This is a genomic window from Streptomyces sp. NPDC028314 (assembly GCF_055565795.1).
Map to the genome: position 1 here is coordinate 124,044 of NZ_JBVHTP010000019.1, position 20,566 is coordinate 144,609.

Annotated in this window: 13 protein-coding genes; 4 read left to right on the plus strand and 9 right to left on the minus strand. The window is 75.2% G+C overall.

Annotated elements, in window-relative coordinates; translation table 11 throughout:
* The first annotated feature begins 7 nt into the window (after positions 1 to 7).
* On the plus strand, positions 8 to 256 hold the full coding sequence (locus ACZ4TG_RS33895) for a hypothetical protein (protein ID WP_468170683.1): 249 nt from the start codon (positions 8 to 10) through the stop codon (positions 254 to 256).
* A 75-nt stretch (positions 257 to 331) separates the two neighbouring features.
* On the opposite strand, the gene ACZ4TG_RS33900 is transcribed toward ACZ4TG_RS33895, so the two are convergent.
* The 8 genes from ACZ4TG_RS33900 to ACZ4TG_RS33935 form a co-directional block, all read right to left on the minus strand.
* A complete protein-coding gene (locus ACZ4TG_RS33900; protein ID WP_468170686.1) occupies positions 332 to 1,549 on the minus strand; it encodes a beta-ketoacyl-[acyl-carrier-protein] synthase family protein in 1,218 nt (405 codons plus the stop codon).
* Between the two features lie 136 nt (positions 1,550 to 1,685).
* Entirely contained in the window at positions 1,686 to 2,438 is a 753-nt protein-coding gene (locus ACZ4TG_RS33905; RefSeq protein WP_468170689.1) for a tyrosine-protein phosphatase, read from the minus strand.
* 122 nt (positions 2,439 to 2,560) lie between these two features.
* On the minus strand, positions 2,561 to 3,130 hold the full coding sequence (locus ACZ4TG_RS33910) for a DinB family protein (protein ID WP_468170692.1): 570 nt from the start codon (positions 3,128 to 3,130) through the stop codon (positions 2,561 to 2,563).
* 36 nt (positions 3,131 to 3,166) lie between these two features.
* Positions 3,167 to 7,171, minus strand: a complete 4,005-nt coding sequence (locus ACZ4TG_RS33915) for an SAV_2336 N-terminal domain-related protein (protein ID WP_468170695.1) — start codon at positions 7,169 to 7,171, stop codon at positions 3,167 to 3,169.
* Positions 7,168 to 8,226, minus strand: coding sequence for an AAA family ATPase (locus tag ACZ4TG_RS33920; RefSeq protein ID WP_468170698.1), 1,059 nt, complete (start codon positions 8,224 to 8,226; stop codon positions 7,168 to 7,170). Before ACZ4TG_RS33920 ends, ACZ4TG_RS33915 begins: the two co-directional genes overlap by 4 nt.
* 49 nt (positions 8,227 to 8,275) lie before the next feature.
* Positions 8,276 to 10,318 carry a VMAP-C domain-containing protein gene (locus ACZ4TG_RS33925; RefSeq protein ID WP_468170701.1) on the minus strand — a complete coding sequence of 681 codons (2,043 nt, stop codon included), beginning with the start codon at positions 10,316 to 10,318 and terminating at the stop codon, positions 8,276 to 8,278.
* On the minus strand, positions 10,315 to 11,553 hold the full coding sequence (locus ACZ4TG_RS33930; protein ID WP_468170704.1) for a hypothetical protein: 1,239 nt from the start codon (positions 11,551 to 11,553) through the stop codon (positions 10,315 to 10,317). Before ACZ4TG_RS33930 ends, ACZ4TG_RS33925 begins: the two co-directional genes overlap by 4 nt.
* A gap of 265 nt (positions 11,554 to 11,818) precedes the next feature.
* Positions 11,819 to 12,151, minus strand: coding sequence for a nuclear transport factor 2 family protein (locus tag ACZ4TG_RS33935; protein ID WP_468170707.1), 333 nt, complete (start codon positions 12,149 to 12,151; stop codon positions 11,819 to 11,821).
* Between the two features lie 268 nt (positions 12,152 to 12,419).
* On the opposite strand from ACZ4TG_RS33935, the gene ACZ4TG_RS33940 reads away from it, so the two are divergent.
* Positions 12,420 to 16,397, plus strand: coding sequence for an AfsR/SARP family transcriptional regulator (locus ACZ4TG_RS33940; RefSeq protein WP_468170710.1), 3,978 nt, complete (start codon positions 12,420 to 12,422; stop codon positions 16,395 to 16,397).
* Between the two features lie 28 nt (positions 16,398 to 16,425).
* Here the strand turns inward: ACZ4TG_RS33940 and ACZ4TG_RS33945 are convergent, their stop codons facing one another.
* Positions 16,426 to 16,608 (minus strand): hypothetical protein, encoded by a 183-nt coding sequence (locus tag ACZ4TG_RS33945; RefSeq protein WP_468170713.1) that lies wholly within the window; start codon positions 16,606 to 16,608, stop codon positions 16,426 to 16,428.
* 269 nt (positions 16,609 to 16,877) lie between these two features.
* On the opposite strand from ACZ4TG_RS33945, the gene ACZ4TG_RS33950 reads away from it, so the two are divergent.
* Both ACZ4TG_RS33950 and ACZ4TG_RS33955 read left to right on the plus strand, forming a co-directional pair.
* Positions 16,878 to 18,410, plus strand: coding sequence for an AAA family ATPase (locus tag ACZ4TG_RS33950; RefSeq protein ID WP_468170716.1), 1,533 nt, complete (start codon positions 16,878 to 16,880; stop codon positions 18,408 to 18,410).
* A 143-nt stretch (positions 18,411 to 18,553) separates the two neighbouring features.
* Positions 18,554 to 20,566: condensation domain-containing protein (locus ACZ4TG_RS33955; protein WP_468170719.1), on the plus strand; the 2,013-nt coding region annotated here is incomplete at its 3' end.

Genomic DNA, 20,566 nt, shown 5'->3' on the forward strand with positions numbered 1-20,566 from the left:
AGATCCCATGACCCCGTTCACTGCCGTCGATCCCGATCTTGCCGCCGTTCTCATGGCCGTCGGAGCCGCCGTCGGCCTGGTCCGCGCCTGGATCAGGCACCGCACCGCCGTGAGGACGGAGGAGGAGCACACCCGGCGCACCCGGATCGCCGTGGAGGGTTCGACGCCGGCCCACAGGGCGGCCGTGGTGCACGCCGCCGCGGAGCTGGAGGCGGCCGCACGGGCCCGGCCGGGTGATCTGCGCCCTTCGCGATGACGCCCCGTGGCCGGCGCCGCCGAGCGGCAGATGAGCAGGCCCGAAGCCCCTGGGGGAGGTCCGAGAGAGACTCCCCTAGTCGCGGGCGAAGACCAGGCTCACGTTGTGGCCGCCGAAGCCGAAGGAGTTGGCGAGGGCCGCGTCCCAGTGGCCCGTGCGGTTCTCGCCGCGTACGACGTCCACCGTCACTGCCGGGTCCGGGTCGTCGAGGTTCCGCGTCGCCGGGAGGGTGCCCTCGTGGAGGGCGAGGAGGGCGGCGACCGCGCCGAGGGCGCCGGAGGCACCCAGCATGTGGCCGGTCATCGACTTGGTCGCGGTCACGGCGGCGTGGGTGCCGATGGCCCGGGCGATCGCCTGCGCCTCCGCCAGGTCACCGGATTCGGTGGAGGTGGCGTGGGCGTGCACGACGCCGATGTCACCGGGGCTCATGCCGGCGTCGCGCAGGGCCGCTCCGATGGCGTGGGCCTGCCCGTCGGCGTCCGAGGCCGTGATGTGCCCGGCGCTGGAGGTCACCGCGCTGCCCGCCAGCGCGCCGTACGTACGGGCGCGCCGGGCCCGCGCGAACTCCTCGCGCTCCAGGACCACCATCGCGGCGCCCTCCCCCATGACGAAGCCGGAGCGGCGCACGTCGAACGGACGGGACACCGACTCCGGGTCCTCGGAGGCCGTCGACAGGGCCTTCATCTGGGCGAACGCGGCGAGGGTGAAGGGGTGCAGGCAGGCCTCCACTCCCCCGGCGAGGACCACGTCCACCCGTCCGGCGCGGATCAGCTCCTGGCCGAGCGCGAGGGCCTCCGCACCCGAGGCGCAGGCGCTGACCGGGGTCCGGGCTCCGCCCTTCGCGCCGAGGTCCATGCTCACCCAGGCCGCGGGTCCGTTGGCCATCAGCATCGGTACGGTGAACGGCGACATGCGGCGGATCCCGGACCGTTCGAGTACGTCGTCCTGGCCCAGCGTGGTCAGCACGCCGCCCGTTCCCGTGCCGATGACCACGGCGAACCGCTCGGCGTCCACCTCCGGGGCTCCCGCGTCCTGCCAGGCTTCCCGGGCGCTGAGGATCGCGAGCTGCTCGCCCCGGTCCAGCTTGCGGGCTTCCGTGCGCGGGAGCAGTGACGCGGGGTCCACCTGCAGTCCGGCCGCGACGTGCACCGGAAGGTCGAGGGCCCAGTCCTCGGAGAGGTGCCGGACCCCCGACTTCCCGGCCAGCAGTGCGGCCCAGGTCGACGCCGCGTCGGCACCGACCGGCGTCATCGCGCCGATCCCCGTCACCAGTGCCCGAGCGTTCCCGGTCATCGTTGCCTCCCTGTGCTGTGTGGAGATCTCATAAAATCGATTTCGATCTTGACTCGATCATCACAGGGAAAAATGCGGGACGGCATGGGCTCTGCCGACGGATTCCCGGAGGGGGTTCTTGTTGGTTCCCTCTAACTCAGGTGGTGGAGGGAACCGTCACCGGGGCCAGCAGGCGGTCGCGGAGCCGGGCCACCGTGTCCGGGGTGATGCCGACCGTGTCGGTGAGGTACGCGGACGGGGACCCGTGGCGGGCCGTCAGGTCGGCCAGGACCAGTTCCATGACGGTGGCCGGGGCGCGCCCGTACGCGGGCCAGCGCATGGTGCGCCCGGGGTTGGCCGTGTGCCAGTCGGCGGTGAGCCGCTCGGTGGCCAGCTCGGTGAGGGCGAAGTCGGCCAGGACCACCTCCTCGGGAACGCCCAGGAGGATCAGCACGAAGGCGGCGATCAGACCGGTACGGTCCTTGCCCGAGGTGCAGTGGAACACGGTCGGCCCGGGGCCGGCCGCGATCAGCTCGATGGCCTGCCGGATCTCGTCGGCGCCGTCCTCGGTCACCTCGGCGAAGCGGTCGGCCAGGTACCGCCACGGGTCGATGTCGGGGTCGATCTCGGCCTGGTCGTAGGGCCGGTGCTCGATGCTGAGGTTGGCGTACGTGAACCGCTCCGCCTCCGGGACCCGCCCCTTGGCCTCGGCTTCCCAGGGGTAGCGCAGGTCGATGACGGTACGTATGCCCAGTGCGAGGAACCTGTCCCAGTCGGCGCCCTGGAGCTTGCCCAGGGAATCCGACCGGTACAGGGCTCCCCAGGCCACGGCGCGGCCGTCGGCGGAGCGGTAGCCGCCCAGGTCTCGGAAGTTGTGCAGGCGCTCGAACGCGATGTGCCGGTCGGTCACGCGGGGCTCCTCGGGTGTGTTGATCTTCGGTGACACCCAGGATGCCTCAGGTGCCCGACCGGATCCCGGCCCCCGTCGCGATCTCCGTCACGGTCTCCGTCACGGCCCTCGTCACGCCCCCGTCACTGGCCGACCCTCCCGTCGACGCACTCGCGCAACAGGTCGGCGTGCCCGCAGTGGCGGGCGTACTCCTCGATCCGGTGCACCATCAGCTCCCGAACCACGATCTCTTCCCTCCCCACGCGCTCGCCCAGGTCCGGGTGCCCGGCCAGCGCGAGGTCGGTCGCGGCCTGCTCGCGCTCCAGATCGGAGAACGCCGCGTCGACCACGGCCTGCTCGGCGACCGCTCCGTGGAAGTCCGCGTCCTTCTCGCCGTACAGCTTCGGCAGCGGGTCGCCGTCGGTGATCCAGTTGCGCCAGTCCCGTTCCACCTCGACGAGGTGCCGGACCAGACCGAGCAGGGACATCGTCGACGGCGGAACCGACCGACGGGCCAGCTGCTCCGCGTCCAGGCCCTCGCACTTCATCCGCAGGGTCAGGCGGTAGTCCGTCAGGAACTGCTGCAGCGTCGCCGGCTCGCCCTCCGGACTGTCGCCGTCCGTATTGCGCGGGTCGTCGTCCGGATCGGCCCACATGTCGGGGTAGACGGCCGCAGGGCTCCATCGCGCGGGTTGATCGCTCATGCGTCGCATGGTCGTCCGTGACGGCCCGGGCCCGCCACCGGGTTTTCACTCCGCGGGGCGCCCGCGCCGCCAGGAGGTGTCGGTGGAGCGGATGTGCCAGCGTCCGGCCGACTCCTCCACGTCCCAGGGACCGGCGGGCAGGGCGACGGTCTGTGCGAGGGCGACATCGGCGAACTCGACCGGTCCGGAGAATTCCACGAGGTCGAACGTGCAGGCCGTCCGGAACTCCCCGCCCGCGAAGGCGACCGAGTCCTTGAAGAGGGCACGGCCGAAGTCGGCATGGTCCTCGAAGTGCACGCCCTCGAACCGGGCCGGCCCGTGGAAGGCCGCGCGTCCGAAGTCGGCCCGGCCCGTGAGCGTCACGTCCCGCCACACGAGCGCCCGGGCGAAGTCGGTGCGGCCGAAGTCCGCAGCGGAGCCGTACACGACGTCGTCGAACGTCACCGGCCCCTGGAAGGCGGCGCGTCCGAAGTCCGTCGCCTGCTCGAACCGGACCGCACCGAGGCGCACTTCGCCGTGGAACGTGGCGCGCGTGAAGCGCGTCACGTCCCTGAAGACGGTCTCCCGCAGGACGAGGTCGCCGCCGAAGGTCACCCGGTCGAAGAACGCCTTGCCCTCGAACCGGACCCCGGTGGAGGCCAGCTGCCGGCGCCACACCGCGTTCGCGAAGTCGGCCTGACCGGCGAAGACGGACCGGTTCAGGTTGGTCCGGCCCCGGAAGAGCACGCCGGTGAAGTCCGCCGCCCCGCGGACGTCGATCATGTTGAGGTCCGCCGCCGCCTCCAGCAGGGCCCCGGGGAAGGAGAGGTCCGCGGCGAAGGCGGAGTCCGTGAACCGGGCCGGACCGACGAAGACGGCACCCGGGAAGAGGGCCGCTTCCTCGAAGCGGCACGCCGTGAAGACGCCGTCGGACTCGAACTGGGCCCGCTCGAACGAGGCGACCCCGTGGAAGAGCGTCCCCCCGAAGTGCGCCCTGCGGCCGAACACGGCGCGGGTGAAGGTGGCCGGGCCCCAGAACTCGGCCTCCGCCTCCTCCCAGCCGTCGGTGAACCTCGCCCGGTCGAAGGCGGCGGCGCCCAGCCTGACGCGCCGCGTCAGCGGGTCGCGTACCGCGTCGAGCAGCCGCCCGAGCAGCCCGTCCGAGAAGGTGGTCCCCCGGAGGTCCACCGCCGACCCCGGTCCGAGCGTCGCGAGGTACGCGGCCTGCGTCCCGGGATCCAGATGGGCCAGGCAGCGGTCGTGGCCGGGCAGCCGGATGCCGGTGCAGCCGTGCCGATCGCCGGGCTGTGCGCCGTCGGCCGCCCGGACCCCGCAGCGCGGCCAGCCCCTCAGCCGGTCCCGGATCTCCCCGGCCTCCACCAGGCTCTGCCCCAGGTCGGCGGGGTCCCCGGCGCAGACCCAGCCCGGCTCCTCCTCGGCCAGCGGCCGGAGTTCGCCCAGCGCCGCCGGGCCGAGCAGGTCCCCGAGCTCCTCGTACAGCGGGTGCGAGACGCTGACCGTCAGGGCGCCGCCGGAGGCCGGCCAGTCCTGCGGCCGCCTGAACAGGCCGCCCAGGACCAGCCGGGCGGCGTCCACGGCCGCCGGGCCTCGGACACCGCTCTCGTCATCGCCCGCGTCCCCGACACCGACTCCGACGCCCACCCCGTCGGCGCCCCCGGCCGCGGAGCCGTCGGGCCCCTCCGGCCCGTCGGGCCCGTCCGGCTCGCCGGTGGACCGGCCCAGGCTCCGGGACAGTGCCCGCAGCACCACTCCGGCCCGGACGAGGGCGCCCGGCGCGTTCAGCAGGAGGTACACCGGCTCCCCGCGCCCCCCACCGCCCTCCGCGGGGATCACCTCGCCGCTCAGCTCGGCCCGTTGCAGGATGTCCCGCAGGACCTCGCCGAGCAGCGGGCCCTGCGCCGCCCCGTCCTCCCGCGCCCCGCTCGCGGTGCTCAGCGCGAGGCACACCGCCGGCCCCGGATCCGCCGCGAGCACCGCGGGGTCCGAGGTCACGGTGTGCGCGTCCAGCACCGCCCGGAACCCCGGCTGTTCCAGCAGCGCGGCGAGCGAGAGGAACACCATCCGGTCCGGCCAGACGCTGTGGACGACCCCGGCCAGCCTGCCGTCACGGGAGACCGGGCCGCCCCGGTAGCGGGTCCAGCTCTCCGGTTCGGGCGACAGTGCGACGACCTCGCCGTTCCGGGCCCCCTCGTACGGGCTCACCTCGCCGGTCAGCGAGATCGGGGTCCCCTCGTCCGTCGAGCCGTCCACACGGACCCGTACGGGCCGGTCCGGCTCCGGCGCCGACCGCAGCGGCTCCCATCCCGCCGGATCCACCAGGTCCCCGTCGGCCACCAGCAGCATCACCTGGGGGGAGGCCCCGTCCGACCAGACGGCGTGGCAGATGCTCTCGCGGTCGCCGGCGCGGACCCAGGCGACGGCGGTGCGGCCGAGCCTGGTGTCACCGACCGTCAGCACCAGGCGCGGGGACAGCAGCGTGCCGACCTCCTCGGGCTCCGACAGCGGCTCGAAGCGCACCCGGACCACGCGGCCGCCCAGCCCGGGGTGCGGCCGGCCCGCGAAGGGCTGGTCGCCGTCGCGGACGGGCCGGGAGCCGTCCGCGCCCCGCGTGACCCGGGTCGCGGCGAAGTCGGGGCCCGTGGCCCGGTTGCGGTACATGAACTCGCCGACGCGGCGGCGCACCAGTTCCCGTACGGCGGCCACGTCGCCCCGCAGCTGCGACCCGAGCAGGACCTCCCGTACGCCGGGCAGGAACTCGAACTCGGTGTCCCCCGCGCCCCACGGGGCGAACAGGCCGCCCAGGGCCACCTCCGCCAGGTGCCCGGGTTCGGAGTCCCGCAGCAGGGAGCGCCGTACGAGGTTCATCACCGGCAGCGTCAGCGACACGGCGGCCAGGTGCGCGGCGAGCTGCTGGGCGGTGGGGGAGGCGCCGGCCCGGAAGCGTTCGACGGCTTCCAGGGCGGTGGCGGCGGCGCGCGGCGGGGACGGCGCGCGCCCGGGGTCCCCGTCGAGGCGCAGGCAGGCCAGCCGGCGCCAGCGGCCGTCCCCGGCCACCACCCGGACCAGCCGGCCGAGGCTTCCCGAGGCGATGCCGACGACCGGGACCACCGGGCCGCCGCCGCGGGCCCGGCGGACCGCCGGGGCCTGCTGCCAGGAGCGGGTGGCGGCGGCGGGCCGGTCCGCGCGGACGGCGAACGGGACGGGCCGTACGGCGCCCCGTGTCCAGAGCCGTTCGGGCAGTACGTTCAGCACGGCCACGGCGTTGTGCGCGCACCAGTGCCGCAGCACCGCCCGCAGCGGCCCCTCCCGCCAGCCGCCGGCGACGGTGTCGGAGACGACGAGGATCAGCCGCCGGCCCGCCGGGTCGGCGAGCTCCAGGGGGTGGCGGGGACGGCCGCCCGGGCCCCGGGTGACCATGGGGGTGTCGCCGGGGCCGGTGCCGGTCAGCTGCCAGGTACGGACGTCGCGGAAGACCCCGCTGCGGGTGAGCACCGCGCGCAGTTCCTCCACCAGGTCGGACCAGAGCAGCATGGAGTGGTGGGTGTCGACCACCAGGGCCAGGTCCAGCCAGCGGCTCTCGGCGGGGCGCAGGACCGGGGTGGGGACCATCCTCTCGATGCTGCGTTCCACGGTGAGCTGTTCGTCCAGTTCCTCGCCCGGGCCGCCGATGGAGCGCCGTCCGAGGGGGCGCAGGGCGCGCATCAGGCCGAGCGGGTCGCCGAAGGAGGGGGCGCGCGGGAGCCGCAGGGGTACGCCGCGTCGTGTTCCCGGGCCGGCCGGCTGCCCGGCGGGGGCGCGTGCGGTCCCCGCGAAGAGCTGTACGGCCTCCCCGGCCGGCGGGGCGGGCGACGGTTCCGGCTCCGGGGACGGGGGTTCGGCCGGGGCGGGCGCGGGCTCGGGTTCGGGACCCGGCTCGCGCGCCGGGCCGGGGGCGGGGTCGACCCGGGCGGCCAGCCACAGGATGTCGGCGATCTCCTCCGCCCCGAGGCCCGGGCGGGGTCCGCCGTCCTCGGCGCCCTCGGCGAGGGCGGCGAGCAGCCTGTCGATCACGCCGAGGGTCCGGTCAGGTGGTGCATGACGGTGGCGAGGAAGCGGTCGCGGTCACCGGGCGCCGACCAGGCCCCGGCGAGCCGCAGCTGGATGGCGTTGAGGAGCTGGTCGGTGGCCAGGTCGCCGTCCTCGCCGCGTTCGAGGAAGGTCCGGACGAGTTCCCGGTACTCGGCGCCGTCCTCGCCGGTGATGTCGACACCGAGCCTGCGCCGCACGATCCGGGCGAGCTTCTCCGGTCCCGGGGGCTCCAGGTGGAGGCGTACGCAGCGACGCAGGAAGGCGGGCGGGAAGTCGCGTTCGCCGTTGCTGGTGAGGACCACGACGGGGAAGTACCGGCACTGGACGTGGCCTTGGGTGATGGCCACGCCCGCGTCGGGGTCGTCGTCCGTGCCGATGGCGACGGTCGGGTCCTCCTTGGCCAGCCGGGCGAGTTCGGGGATGACGAAGCCGCCGTCCTCGAACACGGTGAGCAGGTCGCCGGGCAGGTCGATGTCGCTCTTGTCGATCTCGTCGACGAGCAGGACACGGGGCCGGTCCTGCGGCAGCAGGGCCGTGCCGAGGGGGCCGAGGCGAAGGTAGCGGGCGATGGAGGGGACGGCGGCGGGCCCGGCGGCGGGGTCCGGCGGCGCTCCGGGGGTGCGGACCTGTTCCAGCCCGGCCTCCTGGAGGCGGCCGATGGCGTCGTAGAGGTAGAGGCCGTCGCGGAGCACCGTACGGCTGGTGATCGGCCAGTGCAGGACGGGGCCCAGGCGCAGGTCGGCCGCGATGCTGTACGCGAGGGTGGACTTGCCGACGCCCGGCTTGCCGGTGATGAGCAGCGGCCTGCGCAGGTGCAGGGCGGTGTTCACCACGTCCTTCTCCGGCTCGTCGGGTACGTATCCCTCGCCCCGCTTCCAGGTGCGTTCCCAGGCGGGTCCCTTGCTGTCGGGCGGGGTGTACCTCGGGTCGGGGACGCCGGGGAAGTCCCGCCAGGGCGGCGGGTCCTGGCTTTCCAGCCGGGCCCGGCGGTCGGCGCCGCTGCCCGCCCCCTGGTACAGCCACCAGTCCTTCTCCACTGCCTCTGCCTCCATCGTCGGGTGCGCGGTCGTTCGTAGGGGGTGGGCTTCAGGCCAGGGACCGGACGTCGAGCGTCTTGTCAGGATCGTCCCACAACAGCACCAACCGGTCTGCCCCGCCCGGGTGTTGGCCGGCGCGGCCGGCTGCGGCCGCGGCTGCGGCCCGGCGCACCTCGCGCACCCGGGCGGGCAGCCCCAGCACGTCCAGCGCGTCGGCGGTGTCGCCGCCGTCCGGCGCGAGCAGGGCGTGCAGGCCGCCGGCCGGGGCGCCGCCGGCGGGCCGCCAGACCGCGACGGGCACGCCGCTTTCGAGCACGGCCTCCACCAGGCCGGGTGTGCGCCCGGCGGAGGTGTGGCCCAGGACGCAGGCGGGTGCGGGTCCCGCGCCGAGGTCCAGCCCGAGCGCGTCCGTGACCGCCGCGTCCTCGACGGTGCGGACGGCGTCGGGGTGCCGGCCGCCCTGGGTGCGCAGCCAGCGCCATTTGGCCCGCCATTCGGCGCCGGCGCCCTCCCGTTCCTGCGGGCAGCCCACCACCACCTGGTAGAGCGTGCCGAGCGGCCGGGTCCGGCCGGCGGGGCCGCGGGGCACCGGCCACTGGTCGAATTCGGCGTCGAGGAGTTCGTACGGCACGTCGAACTCGACGCGCTCCACCGCGGCGGACGGCCGGCCCGTGTCCGCGCCGTCCCCCGAACCGGCTCCGATCAGGGCGAGCTGGCGGACCAGCTCGGCCCGTACGGCTTCCAGCGGGACCCGGCCGCCCGGCGGCTCCCAGATGTGCCGGACGCCGTCGCGGAGCAGCCACATCCGGGCCTGGTAGCCGTCCTCCCCGCCCGGCGGGGTCTCCAGCCGCACGTGCAGGGCGGTGCTGCCGGGCGGGTCGGGCGGCGGGGGCAGGGCGGGCAGCGCCAGCCGCTCGCGGGTGTCGCGCACCCAGTCGCGCAGCCGGCCGGCCCAGGCCCCGTCGGCCGGTCCGGCCCGGTGCGCGAGGAAGCGTACGAAGGGCACCGCGAGCGGGATGCCGGCCGTGCCGCCCTGCCGTTCGTCGAGGTCCTGGACCACGTCGAGCAGGGTGTCCCCGGGGAGTCCGGCGTGGACGGGTGTCGTACAGCCGGCGGTCTTGAACGCCCACGCGTAGGCCTCGTACGCGCAGCGCGGCAGTGCGCGGCCCTCGAAGAGCTCGCCGAGCCCGTCCCAGCCGGCCTGGTCGAGCCGGGCGGCCCGGGGCAGCGGCGGGCCCGGCGGTTCGTCTTCGAGGAAGGAGCAGGCGTCCCAGTCCCGGTCCACGAGGAACTGCGGGAGCTGCCAGCCCTCGCCGCGTTCGCGCAGCTCCTGGAAGCCGCGGTGGATGGTGCGGGCGACGAGCGGGAGCCCGGTGACGCTCTCCCGCAGCGACCGGCGGCCGAGTTCGCCCAGCAGGGCCTCGGTGAAGCGGCCGGCTCCGCGCTCGGCGTCGTTCTGGGCCGCCTCGCCCTCCCGGGAGGCGTACAGGCGGAACTGGCGCCGCCCCGGGACGGTGGAGCCGCCGCCGTAGTCGGTGGTGCCGAAGTTCCAGCGGGCGTCGCGCGGCGCGTCGACCCGGCAGGCGTCCACCAGGGCCGCCTGGAGCGGGAACCGCCGCTGCTTGACCAGGTCGGTGCGCCACCAGCGCAGCGCGGAGTCCAGGTTGAGGTGGCGGATCTGCCCGGAACTGGCGTCGGCGCAGGGCAGCATCAGCTCCTGGCCGCGCCCGAGGTAGCCGTGTCCGGCCCAGAAGATCCACAGCAGGTCGCCGTCGCACTGGGGGAGCTCGTCGAGGAGCGCGGACTTCACGTGCTCCTCGGTGGCCGGCCGGCAGGTGGACCTCAGCTCGGCCAGGCCGGGCGAGGCGGTCCAGTCGAGGCTCTCGGGGCCGTCGAGCGGGGACAGCAGCAGGCGTACGTTCCCGGCCGGCACCTCGCCCGGCCCGGTCAGCCAGTGCGCGAACCGCAGGGCGTCGCGGGCGGGGCCGCGCAGGTTCCAGCGGTGGCTGATGTCGTAGCTCTCGACCCCGGCGACGAGCGCGAAGGTGCGCCCCGGGCCCAGGGTCGGGGGCAGGAAGTCAGGGGGGATCACCCGATCTCCGCCTCGGTCACCACCTGTTCGATCCGCTCGTAGAGGGACTTCTGTTTCCAGTAGGCGCTGTGGCAGGCCGGGAAGGGCTGCCGGCTGGCGACCTCGTGGTCGGTGACGCGCGGGTCGCCGGGGAAGACGGGTCCGGCGAGGTACGAGAGGACGTCGTGGCGGTCGTAGACGTTGAGCCAGCGCGGGAAGCCGTACGGGAGTTTCGTGCCCGGTGCGAGCGAGGTGAGCGCGCCGAGCTCGTAGAGGTACGGGGCCTGCGAGCCCACGGTGACCAGCAGTTCGGCCCCGGGTACCGGTTCGCCGCGGGCGGCGGCCAGCGCGAGCAGGTCCACCAGGGCGATCCCGCCGAGGCTGTGCCCGATGAGTACCGTCGGGCCCGCTGCGGCGGTGATCCGCTCGTGCAGGAACTCCCGCAGGGCGGCGCCCCGCGCCTGGTAGCGCAGGATGTCGCCGAGCGCGGGGGTCGCGCCGACGGTGAGGGAGCCGCGCCGGGCGTTGAGCAGGGGCTGGGTGGTGACCCGCATCGCGAGCCGGCCCAGCACGGCGGCCGCGCGGGCCCCGGGCACCCGGGCGTCGCCGCCGAGGCGGGCGGTGAGCAGCTCGGCCAGCCGGTCCCGTTCGGCTCCGGTGCAGTCGGCGTCGGCTCCGGCCCCGGCGAGCGCGGCGGCGGTCACGGCCCGGGCGAGGGCGGTGGCCAGCTCGCGGGCCTGCGGCTCCTCGGCGGCGCGGCCGGCGGCGCGGGCGGCTTCGGTGGAACGGGCCGCGGCCTCCAGTGCGTCGGGGAAGCCGGCTGCGAGGCCGGTCCCGCGCAGCAGGGCGCCCAGCTCCCCCTCGTCCGGGGCCCCGGGCCGGGCGGCCAGGGCGGCCAGCAGTTCCAGCACCCGGGCTCCGGCGGGCTGTACGCCGGGCATCGCGAACGCGTCGTCCTCGTCGGCGCCGGTGTCCCAGCCGGCCTCCGCGAGCACCCGCAGCTCGCACAGCGGGTCGGCCAGCAGCAGACCCCATTCGGCGGTCTCGGCGTCGGCCGGGTCGGGCCGGTCCCGGTCGCGCAGCCCGGGGACGGACCGGCCGCCGGCGCTCAGGCTCGCCCCGAACCTCTCGCCCCAGAAGACGGAGTCGACGGCCGCGTGCGGGAACCGGGCGGCCAGCCGCTCGCGGACCAGGGCGTGGAGCGTCTCGTGCCGCTCGCGCCGTACTCCCGTGCCGTGGACAAACACGAACCGCATCCCCGCACCGCCCCCTCGTACAGTCTCCCCCGCCCGGCACGATAGCGCCGGGCGGGGGACGGGGGGCGTCGAATGGGCGGTTCGCCGCCATGACGGGGCAGAACGAGGGCCGGAGCGGGTGCCGGAGAGAGGGCCGGGACGGGGGCCGCGGCAAGGTCAGGGCCCCGGCACGGCCCGCCGGACAGATGCCGGCACCGGCACCGCGGCGGGGGCTTCGGGGCATCGGCAGGGCTGTCGGGGGTGCGTCGACGGCCCGGCCGGGGCATCACCGGGCGGGACCCGCGTAGTAGCGGCGGCAGGCGCGCAGCATGCCCTCGGGCGAGAGGGTGAACACGTCCACGAACTCCCGCTGGTGCGGGGCGAGTCGGCCCATCGCGATCACGCAGTCCCCGTCGGCGACGATGCGCGTGATGTGGTGCCGGGCACCGGGGACCGGGGGCCGCTCCAGGTCGGCGCCGAGGGCCCCGGCGTGCAACAGCGAGCCGTAGCCGTCGAGATCACCGGTGTCCAGGTAGTGGTAGGCCAGGCGCACGTGGTCGACTCCGGAGTCGGTGATGACGCGGCTCGGCGGGACCCGCCCGGCGTGCCGACTGTTCATGGGAAGTCCTTTCGTACCGCCGCACCCCGTCCGGTGCCGCAGGTACACGGTGATCGGAGTCCACAACTCGCGGCTATCCCCGGCCTATCACGGTTCACGGGCACGAAACCTCCACACCATGGACACCGGGGAGGTGTTCGGGGAGACTGGCCCCGCGCTCCACCCGTTCTCAGGCGTTCCCCCAGCTGGGAGACTCATGACTGTTTCGTCCGGCGGGGTGTCGCACACCCCGGATGCGGTGGTTTTCCGGATCCTCGGACCGTTACAGGTGACCGGCCAGAACGGGCCGGTCAGGATTCCCCCGGGGCGGCAGGAAGTCATTCTGGCCGCCCTCCTCCTTGAGGCGAACCGGGTCGTCAGCACCGACTACCTGGTCGACCTGATCTGGGACGACGAGCCGCCGGACACCGCGCGCACGCAGGTGCAGATCTGTGTCTCGCGGCTGCGGAAGCTGTTCACGAAGGCGGCCATCGCCGCCGCCATCACCACCCGGCCGCCGGGATACGCGCTCAAGACGGAAGGCGACCTCGTCGACGCGGCGCTGTTCGCCCGGCGGGTGACGGACGCGCGGACCGTTGCCCGCCAGGGCGGCGCGGCCGAGGCCGTGGAACTCCTGCGTGCGGCCGGGGAATTGTGGCTGGGCGACTGCCTGAGCGGAGTGTCGAGCGAGACGCTGCGCAGCAAGGCCCTCCAGCTGGACGAGGAGCGGCTGACGGCCGCCGAGACCCGGATCGAGCTGGAACTGGAGCTGGGCCGCCACCACCAGCTCGTGGGCGAAATCCAGTTGCTGGTACGGGTCCACCCGCTGCGGGAGCGGCTGCGCGGGCAGCTGATGCTGGCCCTGTACCGGTCGGGCCGGCAGGCCGAGGCCCTGGAGAGCTACCGGATCGGGCGCGAGCTGCTGGTGGAGGAACTCGGCCTGGAACCGGGTGGCGCGCTGCGCCAGTTGGAGCGGGACATCCTGTCGGGCGCCGTCCCCGCGGTTCCCTCCGGGGGGACGGGTGCGGGGTACGGCGGGGCCGCCCGGGCCCCAGGGGGCGGTGCCGGCACCGGTGGCCACCTCCCGCCGGGCGGTACGTACCCGGGCGCATCCGGGAGCACGTCGTATCCGGCGCCCGCGGGCGCGGCGGACGGGGCGCGGCGCTCGGGCCCCGCGGACACGCCCGTCCGGGCGGCGGGCGGCATACCGGGCAGACCCGACGACCCGGCGGACCACCCGGGCACGCCCGGCGGTCGCCACGCGCCGGGGCGGACCGCCGGCGGCGCGCAGGCCCGTACGACCGGCGACACCGGAGCGGCAACCGGCGCCCACGGCGGAGCCGGCGGCCCGGCCGGCCCCGGCCCCGGACCCGATCCCCGGGCGGGGACGGCGACGGGGACGGGGGCGGGGTTCTCGGCCGAAGCCGGCTTCCCGGCAGGAACGGGCTTCACGGCCGGGACCGGCTTCGGGGACGGGACGGGCGTCGGGGGCGGGACGGGCTACAGCGACGGGACGGGCGTCGGGGCCGGAACGGGCTACAGCGACGGAACGGGCGTCGGGGCCGGAACGGGCTACGGGGACGGAACGGGCTACGCGAACGGAACCGGGACCCCGGCCGGATCCGGAGTACCGGCCGGGACAGGGTTCACCACCGCGACGGGATTCCCGGCCGACGCCGGTTCCCCGACCGCGCCGGGATTCCCAGCCGGGACGGGGCTCACGAACGCGCCGGGATTCCCGGCCGGGACAGGCCTCACGGCCGGGACCGGTTTCGCGGCACACGGCGGCGGGGCGCCGGACGGGCTCGGGGCGCACGCTCGGCAGGGGTCGGCGTACCGGGAGGAGATCCCGCGCCAGCTCCCGGCCGACACCTCGGACTTCGTCGGCGACGAGGAGCAGATCACCCGCGTCGAGCGGACCCTGCTCGGGGACGGCGGGCGGCGGGCCGTCGGGCTCGCGGTGATCGTCGGCAAGCCCGGCACCGGCAAGTCCACGCTCGCCACGCACATCGCGCACCGCCTGAGCGAAACCGACTTCCCCGACGGGCAGTTGTACTGCGACCTGCGCGGCACCGGCACCCCGGCCACCTCCGGCGAGGTGCTGGGCCGGTTCCTGCGGGCGCTCGGCATCCCCGGACCGGTGATCCCCGAATCGCAGGACGAGCGGGCCGAGATGTACCGGACCCTGCTGGCCGCGCGCCGGGTGCTGGTCGTCTTGGACGACGCGGCGTCCGAGAGCCAGATCCGGCCGCTGCTGCCCGGCAGCAACAGCTGCGCGGTGCTCGTCACGAGCCGGGTCCGGCTGACCGGGCTGCCCGGGGCGCACCGCGTCGAGCTCGACGTCATGAGCACCGACCGGGCCTTGGAGCTGCTGGCCCGGGTCGTCGGCGGGGACCGGGTCGGCCGCGAGGCGGCGTCGGCCGAGGCGCTGATCCGGACCGTGGGCGGGCTGCCCCTGGCCCTGCGGATCGTCGCGGCCCGGCTGGCGGCGCGCCCGCACTGGCCCCTGTCCTCGATGGTGCACCGGCTCGCCAACGAACGGCACCGACTGGACGAGCTGACCCACGGCGAGATGACCATGCGGGCGAGCCTCTGCCTCACCCACGACGGGCTCGCCGCCGAGGACCGCCGCCTGCTGCGGCTGCTCAGCCTCGCACAGGGGCCCACGCTGCCGGGCTGGCTCGCGGGCGCGCTGCTGGACGACCGTCGCCCGTTCCCCTCCGACCTCCTCGAACCACTGGTCGACGTACAGATGCTGGACGTCGTCGGGGTGGAGTCCACGGGCGGCTTCCGCTACCGCTTCCACGAGATCATCCGGGTGTTCGCCCGCGAGCAGCTGGCCGCGCACGACGATCCGGCCGCGCAGCGGACGGCGGCCGGCCGGATGCTGGGCGGCTGGCTGTCACTGGCGGAGCAGGCCCACCGGCGCATCTACGGCGGGGACTTCACGGTCCTGCACGGCAGCGCGCCGCGCTGGGAGCCGCCGGCTGCGTGTGTGGACGAGCTGCTGGTGGACCCGCTGGAGTGGCTCGACAGCGAGCACGCGAACCTGGTGCAGGCCGTCGAGCACGCCGCCCGCGAGCAGCAGGACGAGCTGTGCTGGGACCTGGCGACGACCCTGGCCACCCTCTTCGAGGGGCGCGGCTACTTCGACGACTGGGAGCGTACGCACCAGCTCGCCCTGGAGACGGTCCGCGCGGCCGGGAACACGCGCGGCACGGCGGCCCTGCTCGGCTCGCTCGGGGTGCTCTACCTGGGGCGCAGCCAGAACGAGGAGTCCCGGACGGCGCTGACGACGGCGCTCGGCCTGTTCCAGGAGCTGGGCGACCGGCAGGGGCTGGCGCTGTGCCACCGCGACCTGGCGCTGCTGGAGCGGATGCGCGGCAACGAGGACCACGCGCTCACCCTGTACGACCGGGCGCTGCGGGATTTCGACCGGGTCGGTGACGTGGTGGGCCGGGCCATCGTCCTGACGCAGAGCGCGCACATCTGGATGCGGCGCGGCCAGGCCCCGGCGGCGCAGAGCCGGCTGGACGAGGCACTCGGCATCTACCGCTCGGTGGGGTACACGGGAGGTCAGGCGCGGACGCTGCGCCGGGCGGGGCAGCTGCTGCAGAGCCAGGGTGAACACGAGCGGGCGGTGAGGACGTTCACCGAGGTGCTGGAGCTGTGCCGGGAGAGCGGGGACCTGATTGGCGAGGGCCATCTGCTGCGGGACCTCGGGCACGCGCACGTCGAGATGGGCCGGGGCGAGGCGGCCCGCGGCTTCTACGCCCAGGCGCTGTCGGTGCGGGACCAGATGATGGACCAGGGCGGCGCCGCGCTCGTCCGGCTGGACCTGGCGCGGTTGCTGGCGGCGAGCGGGAGCGCCGGGGAGCGTTCGCGGTCCCGCGAGCTGCTGGAGACGGCGGTGCGGGCCTTCCGCGAGCGGCGGATGACGGGGGAACTGGCCGAGGCGGAGCGGATGCTGGGCGTCGGCGCGAGCGGCTCGGGCTCGCCGGCCGGAGCGGGCACCGCGACGGCCATCGGCGCGGGCGGCGGAGCGGAAGGCGGTACGGGGAGCCGTACGGGCGCGGGGACCGGTGCCGGTACGGGCGCGGGGACCGGTGCGGAGACGGGCCTGGGGACCGGTACGGGGATGGGCGCGGGGACCGGTACGGGAGTCGGTGCCGGTGCGCCGGCGGGGCCGGTTCTCGGGTCGGCGGCCGCGGTGCTGGGGTCTCGCCCTCTTCGCGCACCGGCGGCGGAGTCCGCCGCCGGGGTCTGACCGGCCGTCGTTGCCGATCGGCGGGGTGTCAGTCCCACGGGTTGGTGTTGGTGGAGGCGCCCGGCGCCGGCACGGCCTGGGCGCCGGAGCCACCGGCGGTCACGCTGAAGGCGGCCGGACCGGCGGCGTGGGCGACCTGGGCGCCGAGCGTGGCGGTCCCGGCGATGGCGACGGTGACGAGGGCGGCGCGGAAGGCGTGGGTGACGGTCATGTCGGGTCCCTTCGTCGGTGCGCTCCGGTTCCTCCGGGGCGCTTCCTGCTTTCTGGACACCAACTTAGGAACGGCCGGAATCCCCGGACCGGCCCCGCTCCTATCCCCCCGCTATCACCGCCTCCTGTCGCATCGCTCGAGCGGTGATAGGACGCACCGGCCGTCGGGGGATGCCCGCGCGATAGCGCGCTGCCGACGATGGGAAACAGGAACCGGGCCTGCGTGCCAGGCCCGCCCGTTCCCCCATCACCGCAGCCGGGAGCGCCCAGATGACAGCTCACACGACCGCTCGCACGACCGCTCGTAGTACCGCTCGCACGACCGGGCTCAGCACAGCTCACCTGCCCGGCCACCTGCCCGGTCACGGCACGACCCGTACGAACACCTCGACCACCTCGAACGCCACGAACGCCACGAACGCCCCAGCGGCCGGCCCAGCGGAGCTCGGCGGCGCCTCCCCGCAGGAGACTTCGCAGGTGGGGGCCCTGATACGGGGCCACAGACTGCGCATCGGGATGACCCAGCGGGAGCTGGCCGACCTCTCCACGATCAGCGTGCGGGCCATCCGGGACCTGGAGCAGGGCAAGGCGAGACGCCCCCGCCCCGACACCGTGCGGCTGATGGGCGACGCGCTGCGGCTGGGCCCGCGGGCCCGGGCGGCGCTGGAGGCCGCCGCACAGCAGGGCCGGTCCGGCGGACAGGGCTGGGCGGAGCCGCCGGCGCCGCCGACCGCGCTGCACGCGATGCCGGGCCGGGATGCCGAGGCGGCCGTGCTGGAGCGGGAGCTGGGTTCGGGCGCCGAGCGGCTGGTCAGTGTGGTCGGGCTGGCCGGGGTGGGCAAGACGCGGGTGGCGCTGGAGGTGGCCGAGCGGCTGCACAGGGCCGGGATGCCGGTGCTGTGGCATGCCTTTCCCGGCGCTGCGGCGGAGTATCTCCCCTCCAGGGAAGGGGAGTTGGCGGCGTGGCTGGCGGGGGCCGCGGAGGAGCTGTGCGCTGCGGGCCCGGCCGTCCGGGCGGGGGCGGGCGGGGGTGGGGGTGCCGGAGCGGACGGCGACGCCGACGCGGTGGCGGGGTTCGCCGAACTGCTGGGCGACAAGCCCGCGTTACTCGTTCTCGACGGGGCCCCTGCCGGTCCGCCCCGGTTCGGCCGGCTGACGGGGCTGCTCCGGGCCTGCCCGGGGCTGCGGCTGCTGGTCACCGCGGACGAGCCGTGGGAGATACCGGGTGAGCGGATCTTCCTGCTGTCCCCGCTGGAGGTGCCGGCCGAGGGTGCGACCGGGTCCGGGAGCCCGGCCGTACGGGTCTTCCTGGACCATGTCCGGCGGGTGCGGCCCGAGTTCAGCCCGACGGTGGCCGACCTGGAGCGGGCCGCGTGGATCTGCCGCCGCCTCGACGGCCATCCCGGGGCGCTCGCCGCCGCCGCGTCCTGGCTGGTGGTCTGCGATCTCGCGGCCCTCTGCCAGAGCCTGGACGCCGATCCCGCGGCCCTCCTCGACCACCTCGGCGGGGGCGCCGGTGCGGACCGCCTCCGGGGGACCCTGCACGCCCGGGTGGAGCGGCTCTCCCCCGGGGCGCGGCGGCTGCTGGATGCGCTGTGCGAGCGCGCCGGCGGCGAGTTCACCCTGGCCTGCATCACCCCGCTGACCGGCCTCGGCCTGCCGGAGTCCGGCCGGCTGCTGCGCGAACTGCTGATCAGCGGCGTCGTGCGGGCCGCGCACGAGGGCGGCAGCTCCCGCTTCCGGGTGCTGGGCCTGGTCCGGGCCACCTGCCGGCCGCAGGCGGTCGGCGGCCGGACGGCCTAGAGACGGCCCAGCGCAACTGCTGCCGGAGTGCCGGAGCAACTGCCGCCCGGGTCATCGGGCCGCGGGTTGGATGACGTACGGCCGGACCGGCACACAGCAGACCCCACTTACCCGCCACGGCAACGATTCCGAGGAGCCCGCGCATGTCCCCCAAGGCCTCTGAACAGAGCACCGCGCACGGGCCGGCCGCTGTGCGGCTGCCCCTGTCGGCGGCGCAGCGCGACATCTGGATGGCCCACGGGCTGGACGCCACGGGCTGCCGCTACAACATCGGGGAGTACCGGGAGGTGCTGGGCGCGCTGGATCCGGAGCTGCTCGCACGGGCCTGGTACCAGCTGGCCCGGGAGGCCGACGCCCTGCGGATCCGGGGTACGGGCTCGGACGAGGACGGCGCCCTGTGGCAGCTGCTGCATCCCGAACCAGTGGGTCGGCAGCTGGAGTTGGCAGACTTCGGGGAGGCCGCGGACCCCGCCGGGGAGGCTCGGGAGTGGATGGCGGCCGAACTGGCCCGGCCCTTCGACCTGGCCGGCGGCTGGCTCACCCGCCACGTCCTGATCCGGCTCGGGGACGAGCGGTGGTTCTACTTCCACGCCTTCCACCACCTGGCGATCGACGGGATGGGCGTCGCCCTGCTCGACGAGCGGCTGGTCGAGCTGTACGGGAAGGCGGCTGCCGGGGAGCCGTGGGGGCCGAGCCCGTTCGGGGGGCTGGCGGAGGTACTGGCCGAGGACGCGGCCTACCGGGCCTCGGCGGAGGGGGCCGCGGACCGGGCGCACTGGGCGGCGCACCTCGCCGGGCTGCCGCAGACCCCGCGCCTCGGGGAGGGCCGCAGCGGCCGTACGGCTGCGGGTGCGCTGCCCTTCGTGCGCAGGACGCTGGTGCTGCCTCCTGAACGGGCGGACCGGCTGCGTGAGTTGGCGCGGGAGCACCGGGCGCCGTGGGCGATGCTGGTGATCGCGCTGGTCGCGGCGTACGCGCACCGGGTGAGCGGGAGCCCCGAGCTGGTGCTGGGTCTGCCGGTGACGGGCCGGCGGACCGAACTCGCGCGGTGCACGCCGGGGATGCTGTCCAATGTCATTCCGCTGCGGGTGCGGGTGGAGCCCGACGGGTCCCTGGCCGGGCTGCTGGCGTCGGTGGTCACGCAGACCCGGCAGGGGCTGCGGCACCAGCGCACGCGGTACGAGGACATGTGCCGCGACCTGGGCCTGGGCGAGACGGAGCGGCGGATCACGGCCCCGCTCGTCAACATCATGGCGTTCACGCCCGGCATGCGCTTCTGCGGGTTCCCGACCACGCAGCACAACCTCGGCAACGGGCCGGTGGAGGATCTGGCGGTCGGCGTGTACGACCTGGGGCCGGAGGGCGGGCTGCGGATCGACTTCGACGCGGCGCCCGAGGTCTGCGACATCGAGGCCGTTGCCGGACATCAGGACCGGTTCCTGCGGTTCGTGGATACGGCACTGGATGGCTTCGAACTCCCGCTGTCCGCACTGGAGTTGCTGGGGCCTCAGGAGCGGCGGCAGGTGCTGGTGGAGTGGACGGGCCGGCGTCGTGCGATCGGTGAGCCGACGCTGACGGAACGCTTCGAGGAGCAGGTCCGGCTACGGCCCGAGGCCCGCGCGGTGCTCTTCGGCGCCGCGGAGCTCTCCTACGGGCAGCTCAACGCCCGGGCCAACCGTCTCGCCCGCCACCTCGCCGCGCAGGGCCTGGGCCGCGGCGACCTCGCCGGAATCCTCCTCGACCGGGGCCTGGACTTCGCCGTCGCACTGCTGGCCGTGGTCAAGACCGGCGCCGGATACGCCCTCCTCGACCCGGAGTTCCCCGACGAACGCCTCACCACCACCGCCCGCGACGCGACCATCAGCACCCTGATCACCGACACCCGGCACCAGGGACGGATGCCGCAGGCGGCGGGGCGGGCGACGGTGCGGGTGGACGCCGACCGCGCGCGGATCGTCGGCGAGGAGGCCGGAAACCTGGGTGTCCCGGTGACGGCGGAGGATCCGGCCTGCGTGATGTTCACCTCCGGGTCCACCGGCCGGCCCAAGGGGATCCTGTCCACGCACCGCAACCTCGTCTCCACCCTCACCGCACAGGACTACGCCGCCTTCGGCCCCGGCGAAACCTTCCTCCAATGCTCACCCGTCTCCTGGGAC